Genomic DNA, 22,088 nt, shown 5'->3' on the forward strand with positions numbered 1-22,088 from the left:
TGGTGCCGCCGACGTACCGGCGACCGTTGTGCCAGACGGTGCTGGGGCGGCCGTCGGGGGTGCGGCGGTCCTCGCGAGCGGGCTCGCGGCGGCGGTCGTCGTCGCGGCGAGGGGCGTCACGCCGGTCGTCACGGCCGCGGTACCCACCGGACGCGGGGCGCTCGTCGCGGCCCCGGTACCCGCCGCGGTCGTCGTCCCGACGGTTGAAGCCGCCGCGGTCGCTGCCTCGGCGGTCCTCATCGCGGCCGACGAACCGGCCTCGGTCTCCCCCGCGGTCGTCACGCCCCCGGTAGCCACCACTGGACGACGGACGCTCGTCACGGCCCCGGTACCCACCACGCTCGTCGTCGCGTCCGCGGTACCCGCCACGCTCGTCGTCACGGCGCGGAGCATCGCGGCGGTCGTCACGACCCCGGTACCCACTGCCGGACGACGGACGCTCGTCACGGCCCCGGTACCCGCCACGCTCGTCGTCGCGTCCTCGGTACCCGCCACGCTCATCGTCACGACCCCGGTACCCACCGCCGCCCGACGAACGGTCATCACGCCCGCGGTACCCACCACGGTCATCGTCACGCCGGCCGGACCCCGCACGGTCGTCCCGCCCGCGGTACCCGCCACCGGAGGACGGACGGTCGTCACGACCCCGGTACCCGCCGCGGTCATCGTCCCGCCGGCCGGCCCCACCACGGTCGTCACGACCGCGGAAGCCGCCGGAGGACGGACGCTCGTCACGCCCGCGGTACCCACCGCGCTCGTCGCGACCAGCGCCCTCGGACCGGCTACCCGCGCGGCCGGAGCCGGCGGTGCGGTCGCGTGACGCGCCTCCTGGGCGACCGCCGGAGCGGCCACCGGACCCGCCCCGTGGGCCGCCTCGTCGTTCATTCTCGTACGCGGCCATCGGGGATCCCTTCGTTCTGCTCGAAGCCGCCGGCGCCGTCGTCCAGGAGGGGCGAGATGAGCGGCAGCTCGTCGAGCGAGTTGATGCCGAGCTGCTGCAGGAGCAGGTCGGACGTGACGTAGTTGATGGCGCCGGTCTCGGCGTCGGTGAACGACTCCTCGATGAGGCCGCGCGCGACGAGCGTGCGGACGACGCCGTCGACGTTGACGGCCCGGATCGAGGCGATCTGCGAGCGGGTGATCGGCTGCTTGTAGGCGACGACCGCGAGGGTCTCGAGCGCGGCCTGCGACAGGCGCGAAGGGCGCTCGGCCTCGACGAACTGCTCGACGACGTCGTCGAGGTCCTGCCGGACGTAGAAGCGCCAGCCGCCGCCGACCTCGCGGAGTTCGAAGCCGCGGCGGATCGTGCCGTCCACGCCGTCGAAGTCGGCGACGAGTCGTTCGACGGCCTGCCGGACCACGGGGACGGGAGCGCCCACGGCTGCGCCGAGCGCCACGAGCGACTGGGGTTCGTCGGCGATCATCAGGATGGCCTCGAGCTGCCGGTCGACGGGGATCTCAGGCCGGGCGGCATGCTCGCGCGCCTCGTGGATCTCCCGTTCGATCGCGCGGGCGTCGGCCATCTCGTCGGCGCCGCCGGGTTCGGCGCTCGAGGCGTCGTGCACGTCATCCGTCATAGTCGGCTCCCAGGTTGGCGAGGCTCTCGTCGGACCAGTCCTCGGCGGTCCAGCGCAGCGTCAGCTCCCCGAGCGGTTCGAACTGTTCGAACGAGATGGACGCGTTCCGGTACAGCTCCAGGATCGCGAGGAAGCGAGCCACCACGATACCCGTCTCCGAGACACCGGCGACCAGCTCGCGGAACGAGACGTCCTCGTCGGCCCGGGTGCGGAGGATCGAGACGACGATCGCGGCCTGCTCCCGGATGCTGACGAGCGGCGCGTGCAGGTGGTCGAGCCCCACCGTCGGGATCTCGCGCGGTGCGAACGCCAGGGTCGCCAGCGCTGCGAAGTCCTGCACCGACAGGGTCCAGACGAGCTCGGGGGTGCGGGCGCGGAACCGCTCCTCGAGCCGGACGCTCCGGACGTGGCGTCGAGACTCGGTGAGCCAGCGCGAACCGAACCAGTCGGCGGCCTGCTTGAACGCCCGGTACTGCAGCAGGCGGGCGAACAGGAGGTCGCGGGCCTCGAGCAGGGCGACGTCCTCGGCGTCGACGAGCTCGCCCTGCGGCAGGAGCCCGGCGATCTTGAGGTCGAGCAGGGTGGCGGCGACGACGAGGAACTCGCTGGCTTCGTCGAGTTCGTCCTGGGACTCGGCCTGTCGCACGTACTCGATGAACTCGCCCGTCACTGCGCCGAGCGAGACCTCGGTGATGTCGAGCTCGTGCTTCGTGATGAGTGAGAGGAGCAGGTCGAACGGGCCGTCGAACCCCGCGAGACGGACGCGGAACCCGGGCGCGGTCTGCGTGCCCGCCGGTGCGGACTGCCCGTCTGGCCGGGGTGTCGGCCGCCCGTCTGGTCCGGGGTCAGGCGACGGCGCCACGCTCGACGAGCTCCCTGGCGAGCTGCCGGTACGCATGCGCGGCCGCGTGGTCCGGTGCGGTCTGCGTGATCGGCCGCGCCGAGACGGTGGCGTCCGGGAACTTCACGGTCCGCCCGATGACGGTGTCGAGCACACGGTCGTCGAAGGTGTCCACGACGCGCTCCATGACCTCGCGAGAGTGCAGCGTCCGCGAGTCGTACATCGTCGCGAGGATCCCGTCGAGCTGCAGCGCCGGGTTGAGGCGGTCGCGCACCTTGTCGATCGTCTCGATGAGCAGCGCCACACCACGCAGGGCGAAGAACTCGCACTCGAGCGGGATGAGGACGCCGTGCGCCGCCGTCAGGGCGTTCACGGTGAGGAGCCCGAGCGACGGCTGGCAGTCGACGAGGATCACGTCGTAGTCGTTCGCGACCTTGCGGAGCACGCTCGCGAGGATCTGCTCCCGCGCGACCTCGTTCACGAGGTGCACCTCGGCCGCGGACAGGTCGATGTTCGCCGGGATCACGTCGAGGTAGGGCGTGTTCGTCGGCTGGATCACCTGGTTCGGGTCCTTGATGGACCCCATGAGCAGGTCGTAGACGGTCGGGATGTCGTGGGTCCGCACGCCGAGGCCGGCGGACAGCGCGCCCTGCGGGTCGAAGTCCACCGCGAGGACCTTCCGCCCGTACTCCGCCAACGCCGCACCCAGGTTGATCGACGTCGTGGTCTTGCCGACGCCGCCCTTCTGGTTGCACAGCGCGATGATGCGAGCGGGACCGTGGCCGTCGAGCTCCTCGGGCACCGCGAACTGCCGGACGGGCCGTCCGGTGGGACCGTAGGTGGTCTCGCCGGTTCCGGGGGTGGTCGTCGGGTTCGTGCTCACCCCGTCATCGTACCGGCGACCGACCGCCGGGCCGGGCCGCACCGCCGTGGTGGCGACCCGCGGAGGTCGGTGGCCGCGGGGCGGGCGCGGGTCGTGCCTCCCGTCGGTCCGCCGGTGCGCGTCGCGTCCGTCGGCCGCTGGTCGGACTGGAGGCGCGACTCACGCCGGGCGCAGCGCCACCCGCATGCTGTCCACGCGTTCCGCGATGACGGCGTCCGCCGTCCACCGCTGCTGCAGGCGACCGACGAGTTCCTGCACCTGCGTCTGGTCGAGTCCGGGGTGGAGCGCCAGCCCCACCGTCAGCTCGGCCCCGGCGAACCGTCCGATCGGGTCCCCCGGAGCGAGCTCGACCCGCGCCACCGCACGCTCGCCCACGACGGAGTCGGCGAAGGCCCGGGCGACCTCCGGGTCCTCGAAGCAAGGGGTCCACGGCAGGTCCTGCCCGATCGCCCACACCGCGGGGCGACGCAGCACGAACTCCGTCGGCGCCGTGGGGTCGAGGACGACGAGCTGGGTCTCCTCGCTCGCCGCGGCCATGGCGACACGACGGGAGTCGGCGGGCACCGGTCGCGCGTCCGGGTCCCAGGAGCGCATCGCCTCGACGGAGGTGAAGGCGGGCATGACGCTGCGGCCGTCCGGGCCGGCGACCGTCACGATGGAGAGCTCCTGCGTCTTGTCCACGAGCTTGCCCGCATCGGTGTGGCCGACGTCGCCGGCCTCGGCGATGAGCGGGATGAGCAGTCGAGCGGTGCGGAGCGCGTCGACGACCGCACGCTGCGAGCCGCCGTCCGGCAGTGCCGTGATGGCGGCGACGACCGCGGGGTCGGCGAGGCCGTCGTCGTCGTCGAACGTCGTGTCGTGCTGGTCGAAGGTCCGGCCGGCCCAGGCGAAGCCCGCGGAGTCCGCCGCCCCGCCGGGCGTGTGCGCGTCGTCCGGGTGTCCATCGCCCTCGGGCCCGTCGGGTCCGGTGCCACGACCGTTCGAGATGCCCGCCACGCGGCTACTCCGAGGCGACATCGAGGGCGGCCGGCAGCGTGAACGCCCCGGAGTAGAGCGCCTTGCCGATGATCGCGCCCTCGAGGCCGTGCGGCACGAGCTCGCGGAGCGCACGGAGGTCGTCGAGCGTCGAGATCCCGCCGGAGGCCACGACGGGCTGGTCGGTGCGGTCGCACACCTCGCGCAGCAGCTCGACGTTCGGGCCCTGCAGGGTGCCGTCCTTCGTCACGTCGGTCACCACGTACCGGGCGCACCCGGCTTCCTCGAGCCGGTCGAGGACCTCCCACAGGTCGCCGGCGTCCTTCGTCCAGCCCCGCGCCGACAGCGTCGTGCCGCGCACGTCGAGCCCGACCGCGATCTGCTCGCCGTACTTCCGGATCGCGCGGGCCGCCCACTCGGGCTGTTCGAGCGCGGCGGTGCCGAGGTTCACCCGGGCAGCGCCGGTCGCGAGGGCCGCCTCGAGCGAGGCGTCGTCGCGGATCCCGCCGGAGAGCTCGACGGCGACGCCCTCGACCTCGCGGATGGCGTGTGCGATCACCTTGCGGTTGTCACCGCGACCGAAGGCCGCGTCGAGGTCGACGAGGTGGATCCACTCGGCACCCTGGTCGCGCCACGTCCGCGCTGCTGCCACCGGGTCGCCGTAGGAGGTCTCGCTGCCGGCCTCGCCCTGGGTGAGGCGCACCGCCTGGCCGTCGACGACGTCCACGGCGGGCAGCAGGACGAGGGGCAGGGTGGTGGAGAGCTCGGTCATGGTCCTGTCTTCGTTGCGGGGGTTCGCGGGGCGCGTCAGAGCGACTGCACCCAGTTGCGGAGCAGTCGGATGCCCGGCTCGCCGGACTTCTCGGGGTGGAACTGGGTCGCCGTGAGGGGGCCGTTCTCGACCGCGGCGACGAACCGCTGCCCGTGCTCGGCCCACGTCAGGCGCGGCGCACGGAACGGGCCGTACGCGTCGAGCGGGAAGTCGGTCACGCCGTACGAGTGCACGAAGTAGAAGCGCTCGTCGTGGAGGCCTTCGAACAGCACCGAGTCGTCCGGCGCGTCGATCGTGTTCCAGCCCATGTGGGGCAGGACCTCGGCCTGGATCTGCTCGACCGTGCCCGGCCACTGACCGAGCCCCTCGACGTCGGCACCGCGCTCGATGCCGCGCGCGAACAACACCTGCATGCCGACGCAGATGCCGAGCACCGGTCGACCACCCGCGAGGCGGTGGTCGACGATCTCACCGCCCTGCACGCCCTCGAGCTGCTCGACCACGGCGCCGAACGCACCGACGCCCGGCACCAGCAGCCCGTCGGCCCGGAGCGCCGCCTGCTTGTCCGACGTCAGGGTGACGTCGGCGCCGGCACGCTCGAGTGCCTTCGCTGCGGAGTGGACGTTGCCCGACCCGTAGTCGAGGACGACGACGTTCGGCTTCGCCCCGGCGGTCACAGCGTGCCCTTCGTCGAGGGGATGCCGTCGACACGCGGGTCGAGTTCGACCGCGGTGCGCATCGCCCGCGCGAACGCCTTGAACTCGGCCTCGGCGATGTGGTGCGGGTCGCGACCCTCGAGCACGCGGACGTGCACCGTGATGCCGGCGTTGAAGGTGATCGCCTCGAAGACGTGGCGGACCATCGAGCCCGTGAAGTGTCCGCCGATCCGGTGGAACTCGAAGCCAGCGGGTTCGCCGGAGTGCACGAGGAACGGCCGACCGGAGACGTCGACCACGGCCTGGGCGAGTGCCTCGTCGAGCGGGACCAGGGCGTCGCCGTACCGACCGATGCCGGAACGGTCCCCGAGGGCCTGCTTGAGGGCCTGTCCGAGCACGATGCCGGTGTCCTCGACGGTGTGGTGGACGTCGATGTGGGTGTCGCCCGTCGACCGCACTCGGAGGTCGATGAGCGAGTGCTTGCTGAACGCCGTCAGCATGTGGTCGAAGAACGGCACGCTCGTCGAGATGTCGGACGTGCCGGTGCCGTCGAGGTCGAGCTCGAGCTCGATGCTCGACTCGCTCGTGCTCCGGCTGATCGTGGCGGTGCGCGCGGTCATGCTGCAACCCTAACCGGCGGCTGATCGGCGGCGATCCGGCGCATGGCGTCGAGGAAGACGGTGGTCTCTTCTTCCGTGCCGGCACTCACTCGGAGGTGGTTCGGGATGCCGAGGTCGCGCACGATGACGTCCTGCTCGAGCAGGGCCTCGAACGCGGCGTGCGGGTCCGCGACGCCGCCGAACAGCACGAAGTTCGACCACGTCTCGTAGGTCCGGTAGCCCATCGCTCGGAGTTCTTTCACCATGCGGTCGCGCTGCCGGGTGATGTCGTCGACCATCGCGAGCATCGCGGGCGCGTGCCGGAGCGCCGCCACCGCCGCCGCCTGGGTGAGGGCGGAGAGGTGGTACGGCAGCCGCACGAGCCGGATGGCGTCGATGACGGCAGGGTGCGCGGCCATGTAGCCGACACGGGCCCCGGCGAACGCGAACGCCTTGCTCATGGTGCGGGACACCACGAGGCGCTCACGACCGGGCAGCAGCGTGAGGGCGCTCGGAGCATCGGCGGGCATGAACTCGGCGTAGGCCTCGTCGACCATCACGATGCCGTGGGTGGCGGCGTAGGCGGCCTCGATCGTCTCGATCGGGAGCGGTGTCCCCGTGGGGTTGTTCGGGCCGCAGAGGAACACGATGTCCGGCTGGTGCTCGCGGATCGCGGCCACCACCGTCTCGGGTGCGATGCGGAACTCGTCGTCACGCTGCGCCGGGATCCACGTCGTGCCGGTGCCCGACGCGAGGATCGAGTGCATCGAGTACGTCGGGGGGAACCCGAGCACGGTGCGACCTGGGCCACCGAACGCCTGGAGCAGCTGCTGCAGGACCTCGTTCGAGCCGTTGGCCGCCCAGATCTGCTCCGGGCCGAGTGCCTGCCCCGGCGCGAGATCGCGCTGGAGGTAGTCCGCGAGGGACCGTCGCAGCTCCGTGAACTCACGGTCGGGGTAGCGGTTCACGGTGGTCAGCGCCTGGCGGATCGAGGAGACGATGTCCTCGGCGACGTCAGCCGGCACCGGATGCGTGTTCTCGTTGACGTTGAGCTGCACGCGCACGTGCTTCTGCGGGGCGCCGTAGGGGCTCTGCCCGCGCAGGTCGTCGCGGATCGGGAGGTCGTCGAGCGTGAATGCCACCGATCCATCGTAGGCCGCGCTCCCCGTCCGGAGACCGGCCGTCCGGACGGTGCGTGGCGTCACCGTTCGTGCGCGGCGTCGTCGGGCTCGTGCGCGGCGTCGGCGGGCTAGTGCGCGGCGGTGTACTGGGCCGGGATCGCGATCTCCTGCCCGGCCTGCAGCGCGGACCCGTCGAGCGCGTTCAGGCTGACGACGTCCTGCACGAAGTCGCGAGGATCGGCGTTCGGAGCCGTCTCGTGCGCCAGCTGCCAGAGCGTCTCGCCCGGCTGGATGGTCACGGTCTCGAAGTGGGCGTGCGACTCGGTGTTGCCGGCGGACGCCTGCCCACCGTTCAGCACGGCGAGTGCGACACCGATCAGCAGCGGGATCGCCGCGAGCGTCGTCAGGACGACCCGGCCGCGACGCGTGAGGCGCAGGCGCGTACACACGGCGGGCGCGGTGCGCTGGATGTCAGCGATGGCGATGGTGCTCATGTCGTTCTTGCCTTCCCGTTCGGGTGGACCGAAGTCGTGTACCGAACATAGTTTCGAATGACGGACCGCACAAGTCCTGTGCGGAGATTTCTGGGGGTTTTTCTGCCGACACGCTCGAACAGGTGTTTGTCCGGCGAAGACCGGTCGGATACTGTTTCGATCGACTAGGACAAGTCAAGCGGGGACCACCGACATTCCCGCGGGCATGGTCCCGGCACCGACGAAGGGCGAGACGACGTGGCGGACGAACTGCGGGGCCAGAAGCCACTGACGGCGAAGCAGCAGGCGATCCTCGACGCGATCCGAGCGTCGATCGCCAGCCGGGGCTACCCGCCGAGCATGCGCGAGATCGGCGATGCTGCCGGCCTCTCCTCCCTGTCGAGCGTCTCGCACCAGCTCGGCCAGCTCGAGCTCGGCGGGTGGATCCGGCGGGACCCGAACCGTCCCCGCGCGCTCGAGGTCCTCGTGGACGAGCCGACGCCCGATGTCGAGGGCCCGGACGTCGACGCGACGACGCTCGTGCCGCTCGTCGGGCGGATCGCGGCCGGTGTGCCGATCACCGCCGAGCAGCACGTCGACGAGATCGTGCCGCTCCCCCGACAGCTGGTCGGCACGGGCGACCTCTTCATGCTCAAGGTCGTGGGTGAGTCGATGATCGACGCGGCGATCTGCGACGGTGACTGGGTCGTCGTCCGGTCGCAGCAGACGGCCGAGAACGGGGACGTCGTCGCCGCCATGCTCGACGAGGAAGCGACCGTCAAGGTCTTCCGGCAGCGCGACGGCCACACGTGGCTGCTCCCCCGCAACAGCGCCTTCGAGCCGATCCTCGGCGATGCAGCCACCGTGCTCGGCAAGGTCGTGGCGGTCCTCCGCTCGATCTGACCTGCGGCAGCACCCGGCGCGACGAACGCCCCCTCGCACCGTGCGAGGGGGCGTTCGTACTGTGCGAGGTCCCGTTCACCGTGACGGGCTCGCGGGCCCCCACCGTGACGGGAACCTCGCACACTGCGGACTGCAACGAGCGAGGCGGGCCCGCGCCGCGCCTCCAGGGCAGCACGCCCCGCGCCGCAGCACGCGCCGGGCGCGCCTCAGGACGCGACGGGCGCGACCACGAACGGGTCGAGCTCCGCGACCTGCCGTTGGAACACGCGCACCCGCAGCCGGGTGCCGTCCTCGACGTAGTCGACGGTCTCGACCGCGCCCGCGTCGTGCAGCGACGACACGAGGTCACCTCGGTCGTACGGGACGACCACGGTGAGCTCGACGTCGGGTTCGGGGAGCCGGGACTCGATCGCGTCGAGGAGGTCCTGGACGCCCTCGCCCGTGCGGGCCGAGACGAACACGGCGTCCGGGACGAGACCGACGAGGACGAGCCGCTGCGACTCGTCGATGAGGTCCGACTTGTTGAAGGCGACGATCTCGGGGATCTCGCGGGCGCCGACGTCCCCGATGACCTCGCGGACGGTGGCCAGCTGGGCTGCCGGGTCGGGGTGCGAACCGTCCACGACGTGCACGATGACGTCGGCCTCGCCGACCTCTTCGAGAGTCGATCGGAACGCCTCGACGAGCTGGTGCGGCAGGTTGCGCACGAAGCCGACGGTGTCGACGAAGGTGAACTCGCGGCCCTTCGCGCTCTCGGTCCGGCGCACCGTGGCGTCCAGCGTCGCGAAGAGCTGGTTCTGCACGAGCACGCCGGCGCTCGCCAGCCGGTTCAGCAGCGAGGACTTGCCCGCGTTGGTGTACCCGGCGATCGCGACGCTCGGGACGTCGTTGCGGTGTCGGTCGGCGCGCTTGGCCTCGCGCGCCGGACGGAACCCGGCGATCTGGCGGCGGAGCTTCGACATCCGGGTGTGGATGCGGCGGCGGTCGAGCTCGATCTTCGTCTCACCGGGGCCACGCGAACCCATGCCCGCGCCGCCGGAGACCTGCCCACCGGCCTGGCGGGACATCGACTCACCCCAACCGCGCAGACGCGGCAGCAGGTACTCGAGCTGGGCGAGTTCGACCTGCGCCTTGCCCTCGCGGCTCTTGGCGTGCTGGCTGAAGATGTCGAGGATCACGGCGGTACGGTCGATCACCTTGACCTTCACCACGTCCTCGAGCGCACGGCGCTGCGACGGGGCGAGTTCGGTGTCGGCGATGACCGTGTCCGCGCCGGTGGCCTTGACGACCATCGCGAGCTCTTCGGCCTTGCCCTTGCCGAGGTAGGTCGAGGGGTCGGGGTTCGGTCGGCGCTGCAGGAGCCCGTCGAGCACCACGGCACCCGCCGTCTCGGCGAGGGCGGCGAGCTCGCGCAGGGAGTTCTCGGCGTCGGCGGCGTCGCCCTGGGGGTAGACGCCGATCAGGACGACCTGCTCGAGGCGGAGCTGTCGGTACTCGACCTCGGTGACGTCCTCGAGTTCGGTGGAGAGACCGGCGACGCGGCGGAGGGCGGCGCGGTCTTCGCGGTCGTACTGCTCGCCGTCGCCCGTCCAGGCGTGGTCGTCGACCGCTCGGGTCTGGATCGCCTGCGCGGGGGCGAAGATCGAGGAGCTCGCGCGGGAGTCGGCGTTGCGCAGGACCCGCTCGACGACACCAGCAGCGCTGTCGTCGGTGGTCTCTGCGTCTCGGTTCGTGGTGTCCGTCATCTTCTCCACAGGGTACCGCTCGGGGCCTCGGGACACACGGGGTTGCCGGTACGGTTCATCCATGGCGAACGACCACTACTTCTCCGCGAACCCCTCGTCGGACACGCGTGAGCGCCAGATCCACGTCACCCTCGCCGGTCGTCCGCTCACGCTGACCACCGCCGCCGGGGTCTTCAGCCCGGACGGGCTCGACCGCGGCACGCGCGTGCTGCTCGGATCGGTCCCGCCGCCCGCGCACGACGGGGCACTGCTCGACGTCGGCTGCGGCTGGGGTCCGATCGCCATCACCATGGCCCTCGACTCCCCCGCTGCGCAGGTGTGGGGCGTCGACGTGAACGAACGCGTGCTCGGTCTCGCCCGCGCGAACGCCGCGGCTGCCGGCGCCGACAACGTCACGGTCGCGCTCCCGGACGACGTCCCCGCCGATCTGCGGTTCCGGACGATCTGGTCGAACCCGCCGATCCGGGTCGGCAAGGACGAGCTGCACCAGATCCTGTTGACGTGGCTCCCTCGGCTCGAGGTCGGTGGGGATGCCTGGTTGGTCGTGTCGAAGGACCTCGGGGGCGATTCGCTGCAGCGCTGGTTGCGGGACACGCTCGACGCAGGGTTCCAGGTGTCGCGGGCGTCGACGGACAAGGGCTTCCGGGTGCTGCGGGTGCACCGCGGGGCGGAGTAGGCGGAAGCGGCAAGGCGGCGCAACGCGGCGCAGCGCGGACTGCGCGACCGCGCGGCCCGCCGGCCCGTCGGCCCGTCGGCACCACGGCACTGGCCAGGAGGCACGACCCACGTGACCGGCGTCGGCTCGCCGGACCGCGCCTCCTGGACAGGGCACGGCCCGGCTCAGACCGTCAGGTCACCCGAGAAGACGAGTTCCGCCGGCCCGGACAGCGCGACGTGCTCACCGTCCTCCGCCGCGAAGATGCGCACCGTGACGACCCCGCCGGGCACACGCACCCGCCAGGTGTCCGGCGCTCCGTTCCCCGCCCAGTACCGCGTCGCGAGGGCCGCGGCCACGGCCCCGGTGCCGCACGACAGGGTCTCGCCACTGCCGCGCTCGTGGACACGCATCGTGATCTGACCGACCCCGTCCTGCACGAGCGGCTCGCCGGGCAGCACGAACTCGACGTTCGCGCCGGCCGCTGGCAGCGGGTCGAGCACCGGGACGTACGTGAGGTCGACCTCGGCGAGCTCGTCCTCGGTCGCCACCGCGACGACCACGTGGGGGTTGCCGACGTCGATGCCGAGCCCGGGTCGTGCTCCGTCGAGGTTCTTCGCCCGCACGAGCACGTCGTCGGTGCCACCGCCCTCGATGCCGAGTCCCCAGCGTCCGAGGTCGGCGGAGAAGCCGTTGGTGGTCCGCTGGATGTCGACGAGTCCCTTGCGACTGCCGACCGTCAGGGTCTCGCCCGGGGTCAGGTCGACCAACCCGGACTCGGTGAGGTAGCGCGCGAACACCCGGATGCCGTTCCCGCACATCTCGGCCACCGTGCCGTCGGCGTTGTGGTAGTCCATGAACCAGGTCGCCGCGGGATCCTCGGCGACGAGCGCCTGCCCCTCCGGCAGCGCCTCGGACCGGACGGCACGGATGACACCGTCGCCGCCGACACCGAATCGACGGTCGGCGATGGCGCGGATGCGCTCGGGAGTGAGGTCGACCGACGCGTCGGGGTCGGCGAACAGGACGAAGTCGTTGCCGGTCCCCTGGCCCTTGGTGAAGTGCAGCTCGGTCACGGGACGATCCTACGGGCAGCCGCTGTCAGTGCAGCCCGGTCGGCACCGGTGACGTCGAGGACCTCTGCATCGGCGTACCGCCGGAACCACGACACCTGCCTCCGGGCGTACTTGCGGGTGGCGATGCCCGTCGCCTCGACGGCCTGCTCGACGGTCGCGTCCCCCCGGATGACGTCGAGCGCCTGCGAGTAGCCGATCGCCGCCCGTGCGGTCCGCCCGGACTCGAGGCCGCGCTCCCGCAGGCCACGGACCTCTTCCACGAGACCGGCGTCGAACATGCGCTCCGCACGCTCGTGGAGCGCGGCGATGAGCTGCGCTCGCTCGCGGTGCAGGTGCAGGACCCGAGCGGGTCGCCAGGCGCGGGGCGCGGACGGGAGGCTCGGCGTGACCACCTCGGATCGGCTCGCGATCTCGAGTGCTCGGATCAACCTCCGCGGGTTGCGGGCGTCGATGGTCGCCGCTGCGGCCGGGTCGAGCCCGCGGAGGCGCTCCAGCAGGATGCCCGGCCCGAGCTCCTCGTGCTCGCGCTCGAGGCGGGCGCGGAGTTCGGGGTCGGTCCCGGGGAACGCGAGGTCGAAGAGCACCGCCGAGACGTAGAGGCCGCTGCCGCCGACGAGCAGCGCGACGTTCCCGCGGCGGTGGATCGCCTCGATCTCCGCCCGCGCGTCGTGTTGGTAGGCGGCGACGCTGGCCTCGTCGGTGACCTCGAGGACGTCGAGCTGGTGGTGCGGGATGCCGCGGCGCTCCTCGACGCTGAGCTTCGCGGTGCCGATGTCCATGCCGCGGTAGAGCTGCATGGCGTCGGCGTTGACGATCTCGGCACCGCGACCGGCGGCCCGGAGCCGCTCGGCGATGGCGATGCCGAGGTCGGACTTGCCGGTGCCGGTCGCGCCGACGACCGCGATCAGGTCGGCGTCGGCGGCGCGCTCGTCGTCGGCGGCCCGCTCGTGGGGCGCGGTCCGCTCGTGGGGCGCGGTCCGCTCGTGCGACGCGGCCCGCTCGTGCGACGCGGCCCGCTCGTCGTCAGCGGCCGACACGGAGGCTCGGCAGTCCGAGCGACACCGGCCGCGGCCCGTCGGCGGACCCGGTGGGCGTCGGCGTCGGGACACCGCAGCTCTCGGCCTGCGCACGATCCCACGCGTCGCCGGCGCGGGTGCGTCGGATCCGCAGCGGGGCGTCCCCGTCGGCGATCAGGAAGTGTGGGGCCGAACGGGTGACCTCGACGGTGACGACGTCTCCGGGGCGTGGCGCGTCCGAGCCGGCGGGCACGGAGAAGTGCACCAACCGGGAGTCCTCGGCACGGCCCGACAGCCGATGCGTGGCGTCGTCCTTCTTGCCCTCGCCGGTGGCGACGAGCACCTCGACCGTCCGTCCGACCTGGGCGGCGTTCTCCTCCGCCGTGATGCGCTCCTGCAGCGCGACGAGGCGTTCGTAGCGTTCCTGGACGACGTCCTTCGGCAGCTGCTCGTCCATCGTCGCCGCGGGTGTCCCCGGCCGGATCGAGTACTGGAACGTGAACGCCGAGGCGAACCGCGACTGCTCCACGACGCGCAGGGTGTCCTCGAAGTCGGCCTCGGTCTCACCCGGGAACCCGACGATGATGTCCGTCGAGATCGCCGCGTGCGGGATCTTCGCCCGGACGCGGTCGAGGATCCCCAGGAACCGCTCGCTCCGGTAGCTACGGCGCATGGCCTTGAGGACGCGGTCCGACCCGGACTGGAGCGGCATGTGCAGTTGCGGCATCACGTTCGGCGTCTCGGCCATGGCGTCGATGACGTCGTCGGTGAACGCGGCCGGGTGCGGGCTGGTGAAACGGATCCGCTCGAGGCCCTCGATCTGACCGGCGGCGCGGAGCAGCTTGCCGAACGCCTGACGGTCCCCGAACTCGACGCCGTACGAGTTGACGTTCTGACCGAGCAGGGTCACCTCGATCGCACCGTCGTCGACGAGTGCCTGGATCTCGGCGAGCACGTCACCCGGGCGGCGGTCCTTCTCCTTGCCGCGCAGCGACGGCACGATGCAGAACGTGCACGTGTTGTTGCAGCCGACTGAGATCGACACCCAGCCGCTGTGCGTCGAGTCACGCTTGGTCGGCAGGGTCGACGGGAACACGTCGAGCGACTCGAGGATCTCGATCTGTGCCTCGTCGTTGTGCCGAGCACGTTCGAGCAGCGTCGCCAGCGACCCCATGTTGTGCGTCCCGAAGACGACGTCCACCCACGGCGCCTTCTCGAGGATGACGTTCTTGTCCTTCTGCGCCAGGCACCCACCGACCGCGATCTGCATGCCGGGGTGCTCGCGCTTGATGCCGGCGAGCTGCCCGAGGTTGCCGTAGAGACGGTTGTCGGCGTTCTCGCGCACGGCACAGGTGTTGATGACGACCACGTCCGCCTGCTCACCGTCGGCCGCGACGTACCCGGCGGCCTGGAGCGAACCGCTCAGCCGCTCGGAGTCGTGCACGTTCATCTGGCACCCGTAGGTGCGGACTTGGTAGGTGCGGGGGCGCGCTGCGACGGTGGCCATGGTCGTCCCAGTGTAAAACCGCGGCGAGGCTACTCGAAGCGCACGGAACCGCGTGGTCCCGCTGGCGGACGACCCCCGCCGTCGAGCGCACGCTCGACCGCGATCCGGACCACCCCGCCGTTGTAGCCCTTGCGCATCAGGAAGCCCGAGAGCCGCCGTTCCGCCGTCGCCCGGTCGAGACCCCGGAGCTGCCCGGCGCGCTTCCGGGCGAGGTCGATCGCCCGGACGAACTCGTCGTCCTCGTCGTCGGCCGCCGCCTCGAGCGCCGCGTCGATCGCGACCTGGTCGATGCCACGGCGCCGCAGTTCAGCGACGACGCCCTGACGTCCCAGGCCCTTGCGGTCGTGCAGCCGGTCGACGAGGTCGGTCGCGAGCGCCACGTCGTCGACGAGGCCGACGCGCGTCAGCCGCTCGATCTCGTGCTCGACGACGTCCGGGTCGAGGTCGTTCTTCGCCAACAGCGTGCGCAGCTCGGACTCGCTGACACCCTTCCGTCCGAGCGCTCGCATGCTGAGCCGCTCGGCGTCGGCACGCTGCTCGTCGATCGGCCGAGGGGCGTCCGCGGGGTCGAGTTCGGCGCCGCCGTCGATCGCGAACACGGATGCCGTCGTGGCGTCGGCCGTGCTGTCGTCGTCGTAGCCGTCCTGCTCTGCCCGGGCACTCCGACCGCTGCCGTCGCCGACGACGGGCGAGAGCCACTCCGCCTGCGCCTGCGCGCCCCGGAACGGCAGCGGCACCGGTGCATCGGCGTCGGCGTCGGTGCCCGCGGTGACGTCAGTGCCTGCGGAGGCGTCGGTCGTACCGCCACGGACGGGTCCGTCGCCCGGGTCAGCCGCGGACCGGCGACGGGACCGCGCACCGCGTGCACCGAACAGGTCGGTGACCGGTGCGAGGCCCTCGTCGCCGTCGTGGTCGGTGGTCACGCGCCCTTGCGCTCCGCGATCTTCGGCGCGATCGACTCGACGGGGGCTTCGACCGCTTCGGCCGACGCACCGCCGACACCGAGCTTCGCGAGGATCTTGCCCTCGATCTCAGCCGCGATCTCGGGGTTCTGGATCAGGAAGGAACGCGAGTTCTCCTTGCCCTGCCCGAGCTGGTCGCCGTCGTACGTGTACCAGGCACCGGACTTCTTGACGATGCCGTGGTCGACGCCGAAGTCCAGCAACGAGCCCTCGCGCGAGATGCCCGTGCCGTACAGGATGTCGAACTCGGCCTGCTTGAAGGGCGGAGCCATCTTGTTCTTGACGACCTTGACGCGGGTGCGGTTGCCGACCGCGTCGGTGCCGCTCTTGAGCGTCTCGATGCGACGGATGTCGAGTCGGACGGACGCGTAGAACTTGAGCGCCTTACCACCGGCGGTGGTCTCGGGGCTGCCGAAGAACACACCGATCTTCTCGCGCAGCTGGTTGATGAAGATCATCGTGGTCTGCGTCTGGTTCAGGCCACCGGCGAGCTTGCGGAGCGCCTGCGACATGAGTCGGGCCTGCAGACCGACGTGCGAGTCACCCATCTCGCCCTCGATCTCGGCACGGGGCACGAGCGCGGCGACGGAGTCGACGACGACGAGGTCGATGGAGCCGGAGCGGACGAGCATGTCGGCGATCTCGAGCGCCTGCTCACCGGTGTCCGGCTGGGAGACGAGGAGCGCGTCGATGTCGACGCCGAGCTTCTTCGCGTACTCGGGGTCGAGCGCGTGTTCCGCGTCGATGAAGGCCGCGATGCCGCCGGCACGCTGGGCGTTGGCGATCGCGTGCAGCGTCAGGGTCGTCTTACCCGACGACTCCGGGCCGTAGATCTCGATGATGCGCCCACGCGGCAGTCCACCGATGCCGAGCGCGACGTCGAGTGCGACCGAGCCGGTCGGGATGGTGGCGACGGGGGCGCGCTCGTCCGAGCCGAGGCGCATGACCGTGCCCTTGCCGAACTGGCGGTCGATCTGGGCGAGAGCGGTCTCGAGGGCCTTCTCGCGGTCCTGGGGTGATGGCATGGTGTGCTTCCTTCGTGCTCGGTGTCGGCCGCCTGTAGGCTGTCGCGTCCACCCGGCCGGTGGTGCAGGGCCGGTGCTTCAGCGACAAGGCTTCGGGCTGTTCCCGTTGACTCGAACCTAGGGCGGGCCACCGACATCTCTGCCGCTGGCCGCGCGATCTGTGGACGAGTTCTCCGGACAGCGCCGCTGTGGAGGAAGCTACCACCGATCGAACACCCGTTCGAGCAACACGCCGAACAGAGTTTCGGACGGACGACCGCGGCTCAGTCGCGTGGCTCCGCCAGTCCCTTGCCGTGCCGCATCTCGAGTGGGACGTCCTGCGACTCGCACAGCGCTTCCCACACGCGGCGTGCGTCGACGCCGGCGTCGAGCGCTTCGGCCGCCGAGCGCCCGCCGAGTTCCTCGAGCACCACGTCGCGCGTGACGACGGCACCGTAGGCGTCGCCGAACACCTGGTCGACCGCACGCCAGAACTCGCTCACACGCATCGTCCCAGCCTAACCGCGCCGCCCCGGCGCCAGCACGCACCCCCGGGAACGCCGAACGCCCCCGCTGGCGAACCAGCGAGGGCGTCCGGGAAGCGGTGGCGTCAGCGCACCGCGAGGTCGTTGTCGAACTCGGCGACGAGGTCGTCCGGGAGCGTGTCGGGCACCGGAGTGAGCCCCTCGACCACTGCGAGACGGTCGCCGACCTCACGCATGATGGTCGAGATCGGGGTGTCCAGCGCGTCCGCGACGGACGCGAGGATCTCCGAGCTGGCCTCCTTCTGCCCACGCTCGACCTCGCTGAGGTATCCGAGCGCGACACTGGCCTTGGACGCGACCTGACGGAGAGTCCGGCCCTTCTGCAAGCGGAAGTCACGCAGAACGTCGCCGATTTCCTGACGAACGAGAACCATGAGAACTCCTCCTTCCTGTCGTCTCCAGGCCCGCTCGGTCCTGATGGCCGAGTACGGGTTCCGCAACAGTACCGTTGCCGTTCGCAGCATGCTAACCACGCGGGCTGCTCTCCTGCTGGAGATTGCGTGAGATGTAACCCAGTGGAAACGGGACCTATTCCCGGGCCCGGATCGTGGACGACATCCGTGCCAGGAGTTCGGAGACGGTCGCCCGGCGGATTGCATCGCGGTCGCCGTCGAGGTGCAACTCGTACGCCTGCGCGCCGTCCGCGTGCGCGATGCCGACGAAGACGGTCCCCACGGGCTTGCCGTCCTGCGGGTCCGGTCCGGCCACACCGGTCGTGCTGATCCCCCAGGTCGCGGGTTCGCCGTCGACTGCAAGCGCCTCACGCACGCCAGAGGCCATCTGGCGGGCCACTTCGGGGTCGACCGCACCGTTCGAGGCGAGCAGCGCCGACGAGACGCCGAGCACGGTGTGCTTGACGGGCGTCGCGTAGGCGACCACCCCGCCCCGCACCACGGCACTGGCACCCGGGACGCCGACCAACGTCGCCACGACGAGACCGCCGGTCAGGGACTCCGCGACAGCCACCGTCTCGCCACGCGCGGTGAGTTCCGCGATCAGGTCGGGCGCGACGGGCACCGGGTCGGTGCGGTCGGGAGGCGCGGTGCGGGACGGTCGTTCAGCCTCCGTCACGCGGTGGTCCGGTTGTGCTTCCATGCCTGCCACAGGTAGTCCAGACCGCTCAGGATGGTCGCGAGGAACGCCGCGGTCATCAGGACGCCGTTCACCAAGTGCGCCCAGTCCCCGACGAGGTTCCACCACGGGAAGAGGGCCGCGGTCAGCGCCACGGCCTGCAGCACGGTCTTGATCTTGCCGCCGCGGCTCGCCGGGATCACGCGGTCGGACAGCACGGCGAAGCGGAACACCGTGATGCCGATCTCGCGCACCATGATCAGCACGGTCACGTACCAGGGGAGCTCACCGAGGACCGAGAGCGCCACGAGGGCGCCGCCGATGAGCACCTTGTCCGCGATCGGGTCGACGAGCTTGCCGAAGTCGGTGACGAGGTTCTGTCGTCGGGCGATGATCCCGTCCGCGCTGTCGGTCACGATGGCGACGACGAACGTGATCGCGGCCCAGATGCGCAGCGGGCCGTCCGCGCCGGCGTCCGCCAGGAGCAGCACGAAGAACAGCGGCGCCATGAGGATGCGCACGACCGTGATGATGTTCGCGACGTTGCCCGTCGACGCCGGGCCGGGACCCTTGCGGAGGAGTCGTCCGCGCCACGGGAAGCGTGCGCCGTGCGTGGTCTCAGTGCTGTCCGAGGCGGTCATCGCACTCACTCCCTGCCCGTCAGTCCCCACGCGTCCTCATCGGGCTCGTCGTCCACTTCATCGTACCCGCGCGTCATGTCCGCCACCGGGTCGGCGCCGTAGCGGTCGCCGTCGTCGGTCGGGGCGGACGCCGGCGCCGGGGCCGGGGCTGCCGCAGCGACCGCGGGAGCGGCCGGGGCAGCACCCGCAGGTGGTTCCTCGCCCCGGAGCTTCGCGAGCACGGCCGGGAGCTGGTCGGTCGTCACGAGCACGTCGCGTGCCTTGGAGCCCTCGGACGGCCCGACGATGTCGCGGGACTCCATGAGGTCCATCAGGCGTCCGGCCTTGGCGAACCCGACGCGGAGCTTGCGCTGGAGCATCGAGGTCGACCCGAACTGCGTCGACACGACCTGCTCGACCGCGGCGAGGAGCAGCTCGAGGTCGTCGCCGATGTCCGCGTCGATCTCCTTGCGCTCCACCACGGCCTGGACGTCCTGGCGGTACTCCGGGCGGGCCTGCCGGGTGACGTGCTGGACGACCTCGGCGACCTCGCTCTCCTGCACCCAGGCACCCTGCACTCGGAGGGACTTCGACGACCCCATCGGCAGGAAGAGCGCGTCACCCTGGCCGATCAGCTTGTCGGCGCCCGGCTGGTCGAGGATGACCCGGGAGTCGGTGACGCTCGTCACGGCGAAGGCGATGCGCGACGGCACGTTCGCCTTGATGAGACCGGTGATGACGTCGACCGACGGGCGCTGCGTCGCGAGCACCAGGTGGATGCCGGCGGCACGGGCGAGCTGGGTGATGCGGACGATCGACTCCTCGACGTCGCGCGGTGCGACGAGCATGAGGTCCGCGAGCTCGTCGACGACGACGAGCAGGTACGGGTACGGCTTGAGCTTCCGCTCGCTGCCGGCGGGCAGGACGATCTCGTTGTTCGCGATCGCCTTGTTGAAGTCGTCGACGTGCCGGAACCCGAACGACGCGAGGTCGTCGTACCGCATGTCCATCTCCTTCACGACCCACTGCAGCGCCTCGGCCGCCTTCTTCGGGTTCGTGATGATCGGCGTGATGAGGTGCGGGACGCCGGCGTAGATCGAGAGCTCGACGCGCTTCGGGTCGACGAGGACCATGCGGACCTCGGACGGCTTCGCACGCATGAGCAGCGAGGTGATCATCGAGTTGATGAACACCGACTTGCCGGACCCGGTGGAGCCGGCGACGAGCAGGTGCGGCATCTTCGCGAGGTTGGCCACGACGAAGCCGCCCTCGACGTCCTTGCCGACGCCGATCGTCATCGGGTGCTTGGACTTCCGCGCCGCGTTCGAGCGCAGGACGTCGCCGAGGGAGACCGTCTCGCGGTCGGTGTTCGGGATCTCGACGCCGATCGCGCTCTTTCCCGGGATCGGTGACAGGATCCGGACCTCGTTCGAGGCGACCGCGTACGACAGGTTCTTCGACAGGGCGGTGACCCGCTCGACCTTCACGCCGGGACCGAGCTCGATCTCGTACCGGGTCACCGTCGGTCCGCGGGAGAACCCGGTGACCTTCGCGTCCACCTTGAACTCGGTGAGGACGCTCGTGATGGCGGCGACGATGTCGTCGTTGGCCTGGCTGCGCGCGACCGACGGCGTGCCGGAGCTCAGCGTCGTGGCGGCGGGCAGACGGTACGGCGCTGCCGGGTCCTCGTCGGGGCCGGCCACCGGGGGCAGGCCGTCCACGTCGTCGGCGGCCTCGACCCCGAGGTCCTCGGCCGGGAGCGACGGCGAGACCACCGGCGACACCGAGGCGTCGGGACGGACGACCTCAGCCGCTGCGGGGCGCTCGGGGACCGGGGTCCCGAAGTCGCGGAGCGCCTGCTCGGCGACCTGCAGGTCCTGCTCGACCGAGTCGTTGAGGTTGACCGAACCGGGCTCGGCCGGCGTGTGGTCGATGAGACCGGCGGCGGCGCCGGCGTTCGGGCCGGGGGCCGGCGCGGCAGCGGCGGCCGGGGGCACGGCCGCCGTCGCACCGCTGATCACGGGGCTGTCGTAGGCGGGGTCCTCTTCCCGCCCGGACTTGTTGCGACGCCACCACGGGATCGTCGTGCCGTCACCGTCGGCGTCGGACTCGGACGCGGCCTTGTCGTCGTCGAAGCCGAGGTCGTCGAAGAGCTGGAAGTCGGTGTCGCCCTTCGCGCCGCGCTTCTTCGTCGGCTTCGTGCGTGCCGTGGGCACCTCGGCGACGGACTCGTCCGACTCGGACGCGGGCGCCGGCGCACCGAACAGGTACGCGTAGAGCTCGTGCAGGCGTCGACCGATCTTGTTCGGCGGCGTCTTGGTGATGATGAAGAGGGAGAGCACGAGCAGCAGGATCGCGACCGGCACCGCCACCCACTCGGTGGCGACCGCGACGAGCCAGGCGATCACGACCCAGCCGATGACACCGCCGGCGGTCGCCAGTGCGGGCATGCCGTCCGAGGCGCTCGGCTGCCCGCCGAAGACGTGGCAGAGCGCCGAGATCGACACGAGCAGCAGCCCGAGGCCGATCCCGATCCGGGTGTTGTCGTGCACGGACGCAGGGTGCCGGAAGAGCCACCCGGCGAAGACGACCATGATGACGGGCAGCGCGAAGGCCAGGCGTCCGAACAGCCCGCCGAACGTGTACGCGTCGAGCGCCACCGAGACGGCGTTCGTCGGGTTGAGCCACTCGACCACCGCACCCGCGACGGCGAGCACGAAGAGCAGGAACGGGAACCCGTCCCGCCGCTGGTCCTTCTCGAGGGTCTCGGTGCCGAGCAGGCGGAAGACCGCGCCGACGCCGTGCGCCATCGCGAGCCAGAACGTCACGAGGGGGTTCTGCTCACGGAAGGCCGGGGTCGGGGCGGCCTGCGGCAGCTTCTTCGTCGTGGCCTGGGTGCGCGACGGACCACGCGTCCCGCTTCCGCGGGACGACGAGGACGCGCGCGAGCGCGTGGTCGACTTGGTGCCTCCGGCCATGGGCAGAACCCTAATCCCCACTCAGGACAAACCGAGCGCGGCCCGCCGGGCAGCCGACAGGCCGAAACGTGCCAGGAGGCGCGGTGCACGTCCGTCAGGAACGTGCACC

22 protein-coding genes and 1 pseudogene are annotated in these 22,088 nt (G+C 71.3%); 3 read left to right on the plus strand and 20 right to left on the minus strand.

The features are described from left to right. A pseudogene (locus tag Q7F20_RS11465) lies at positions 1-820 on the plus strand (hypothetical protein); the annotation flags it as partial. A 61-nt stretch (positions 821-881) separates the two neighbouring features. On the opposite strand, the gene scpB reads toward Q7F20_RS11465, so the two are convergent. From scpB to Q7F20_RS11510, 9 genes are all read right to left on the minus strand, one after another. Next, positions 882-1,577 carry an SMC-Scp complex subunit ScpB gene (scpB, locus tag Q7F20_RS11470; RefSeq protein WP_305740218.1) on the minus strand — a complete coding sequence of 232 codons (696 nt, stop codon included), beginning with the start codon at positions 1,575-1,577 and terminating at the stop codon, positions 882-884. After that, positions 1,567-2,439 carry a ScpA family protein gene (locus Q7F20_RS11475; RefSeq protein WP_305740219.1) on the minus strand — a complete coding sequence of 291 codons (873 nt, stop codon included), beginning with the start codon at positions 2,437-2,439 and terminating at the stop codon, positions 1,567-1,569. Before Q7F20_RS11475 ends, scpB begins: the two co-directional genes overlap by 11 nt. Further along, a complete protein-coding gene (locus Q7F20_RS11480) occupies positions 2,423-3,301 on the minus strand; it encodes a ParA family protein (protein WP_070416496.1) in 879 nt (292 codons plus the stop codon). Before Q7F20_RS11480 ends, Q7F20_RS11475 begins: the two co-directional genes overlap by 17 nt. A gap of 159 nt (positions 3,302-3,460) precedes the next feature. Then, positions 3,461-4,297: an SseB family protein gene (locus Q7F20_RS11485; RefSeq protein WP_305740220.1), complete on the minus strand. Its 837-nt coding sequence runs from the start codon at positions 4,295-4,297 to the stop codon at positions 3,461-3,463. A gap of 4 nt (positions 4,298-4,301) precedes the next feature. Then, complete coding sequence (gene priA, locus Q7F20_RS11490) at positions 4,302-5,048, minus strand: bifunctional 1-(5-phosphoribosyl)-5-((5-phosphoribosylamino)methylideneamino)imidazole-4-carboxamide isomerase/phosphoribosylanthranilate isomerase PriA (RefSeq protein WP_305740221.1); 747 nt, start codon at positions 5,046-5,048, stop codon at positions 4,302-4,304. Between the two features lie 35 nt (positions 5,049-5,083). Then, entirely contained in the window at positions 5,084-5,725 is a 642-nt protein-coding gene (hisH, locus tag Q7F20_RS11495; RefSeq protein ID WP_305740222.1) for an imidazole glycerol phosphate synthase subunit HisH, read from the minus strand. After that, positions 5,722-6,324 carry an imidazoleglycerol-phosphate dehydratase HisB gene (gene hisB, locus Q7F20_RS11500; RefSeq protein WP_305740223.1) on the minus strand — a complete coding sequence of 201 codons (603 nt, stop codon included), beginning with the start codon at positions 6,322-6,324 and terminating at the stop codon, positions 5,722-5,724. Before hisB ends, hisH begins: the two co-directional genes overlap by 4 nt. Continuing rightward, positions 6,321-7,445, minus strand: a complete 1,125-nt coding sequence (locus Q7F20_RS11505) for a histidinol-phosphate transaminase (protein WP_305740224.1) — start codon at positions 7,443-7,445, stop codon at positions 6,321-6,323. Before Q7F20_RS11505 ends, hisB begins: the two co-directional genes overlap by 4 nt. A gap of 107 nt (positions 7,446-7,552) precedes the next feature. Then, a complete protein-coding gene (locus Q7F20_RS11510) occupies positions 7,553-7,918 on the minus strand; it encodes a LysM peptidoglycan-binding domain-containing protein (RefSeq protein ID WP_305740225.1) in 366 nt (121 codons plus the stop codon). A 237-nt stretch (positions 7,919-8,155) separates the two neighbouring features. On the opposite strand from Q7F20_RS11510, the gene lexA reads away from it, so the two are divergent. Beyond that, positions 8,156-8,800 carry a transcriptional repressor LexA gene (gene lexA, locus Q7F20_RS11515; RefSeq protein WP_305740226.1) on the plus strand — a complete coding sequence of 215 codons (645 nt, stop codon included), beginning with the start codon at positions 8,156-8,158 and terminating at the stop codon, positions 8,798-8,800. 206 nt (positions 8,801-9,006) lie between these two features. Here lexA and hflX read toward each other — a convergent pair whose 3' ends face one another. Next, positions 9,007-10,545 (minus strand): GTPase HflX, encoded by a 1,539-nt coding sequence (hflX, locus tag Q7F20_RS11520; RefSeq protein WP_305740227.1) that lies wholly within the window; start codon positions 10,543-10,545, stop codon positions 9,007-9,009. 61 nt (positions 10,546-10,606) lie between these two features. Here hflX and Q7F20_RS11525 point away from each other — a divergent pair, with 61 nt between their 5' ends. Next, positions 10,607-11,221 carry a class I SAM-dependent methyltransferase gene (locus Q7F20_RS11525; protein WP_305740228.1) on the plus strand — a complete coding sequence of 205 codons (615 nt, stop codon included), beginning with the start codon at positions 10,607-10,609 and terminating at the stop codon, positions 11,219-11,221. A 164-nt stretch (positions 11,222-11,385) separates the two neighbouring features. Here the strand turns inward: Q7F20_RS11525 and dapF are convergent, their stop codons facing one another. From dapF to Q7F20_RS11575, 10 genes are all read right to left on the minus strand, one after another. Then, a complete protein-coding gene (dapF, locus tag Q7F20_RS11530; protein WP_305740229.1) occupies positions 11,386-12,276 on the minus strand; it encodes a diaminopimelate epimerase in 891 nt (296 codons plus the stop codon). Beyond that, positions 12,273-13,184: a tRNA (adenosine(37)-N6)-dimethylallyltransferase MiaA gene (miaA, locus tag Q7F20_RS11535; RefSeq protein WP_305740236.1), complete on the minus strand. Its 912-nt coding sequence runs from the start codon at positions 13,182-13,184 to the stop codon at positions 12,273-12,275. The genes dapF and miaA overlap by 4 nt, the downstream gene beginning before the upstream one ends. 115 nt (positions 13,185-13,299) lie before the next feature. Then, the gene (gene miaB, locus Q7F20_RS11540) at positions 13,300-14,799 is read right to left on the minus strand and encodes a tRNA (N6-isopentenyl adenosine(37)-C2)-methylthiotransferase MiaB (protein WP_305740230.1); all 1,500 of its coding nucleotides are present in this window, start codon (positions 14,797-14,799) and stop codon (positions 13,300-13,302) included. A gap of 29 nt (positions 14,800-14,828) precedes the next feature. After that, positions 14,829-15,722 carry a regulatory protein RecX gene (locus tag Q7F20_RS11545; protein ID WP_305740231.1) on the minus strand — a complete coding sequence of 298 codons (894 nt, stop codon included), beginning with the start codon at positions 15,720-15,722 and terminating at the stop codon, positions 14,829-14,831. Continuing rightward, complete coding sequence (gene recA / locus Q7F20_RS11550) at positions 15,719-16,786, minus strand: recombinase RecA (protein WP_305740232.1); 1,068 nt, start codon at positions 16,784-16,786, stop codon at positions 15,719-15,721. The genes Q7F20_RS11545 and recA overlap by 4 nt, the downstream gene beginning before the upstream one ends. A 263-nt stretch (positions 16,787-17,049) precedes the next feature. Beyond that, the gene (locus Q7F20_RS11555; protein WP_305740233.1) at positions 17,050-17,274 is read right to left on the minus strand and encodes a DUF3046 domain-containing protein; all 225 of its coding nucleotides are present in this window, start codon (positions 17,272-17,274) and stop codon (positions 17,050-17,052) included. Between the two features lie 101 nt (positions 17,275-17,375). Continuing rightward, complete coding sequence (locus Q7F20_RS11560; RefSeq protein WP_058742950.1) at positions 17,376-17,684, minus strand: helix-turn-helix domain-containing protein; 309 nt, start codon at positions 17,682-17,684, stop codon at positions 17,376-17,378. 154 nt (positions 17,685-17,838) lie between these two features. Then, entirely contained in the window at positions 17,839-18,381 is a 543-nt protein-coding gene (locus Q7F20_RS11565) for a CinA family protein (protein ID WP_370871669.1), read from the minus strand. After that, on the minus strand, positions 18,378-19,031 hold the full coding sequence (pgsA, locus tag Q7F20_RS11570) for a CDP-diacylglycerol--glycerol-3-phosphate 3-phosphatidyltransferase (protein WP_305740234.1): 654 nt from the start codon (positions 19,029-19,031) through the stop codon (positions 18,378-18,380). The genes Q7F20_RS11565 and pgsA overlap by 4 nt, the downstream gene beginning before the upstream one ends. Further along, positions 19,028-21,979: a DNA translocase FtsK gene (locus Q7F20_RS11575; RefSeq protein WP_305740235.1), complete on the minus strand. Its 2,952-nt coding sequence runs from the start codon at positions 21,977-21,979 to the stop codon at positions 19,028-19,030. The genes pgsA and Q7F20_RS11575 overlap by 4 nt, the downstream gene beginning before the upstream one ends. Positions 21,980-22,088 lie beyond the last annotated feature (109 nt).

It is taken from the genome of Curtobacterium sp. A7_M15, from assembly GCF_030705415.1.
Classification (GTDB): domain Bacteria; phylum Actinomycetota; class Actinomycetes; order Actinomycetales; family Microbacteriaceae; genus Curtobacterium.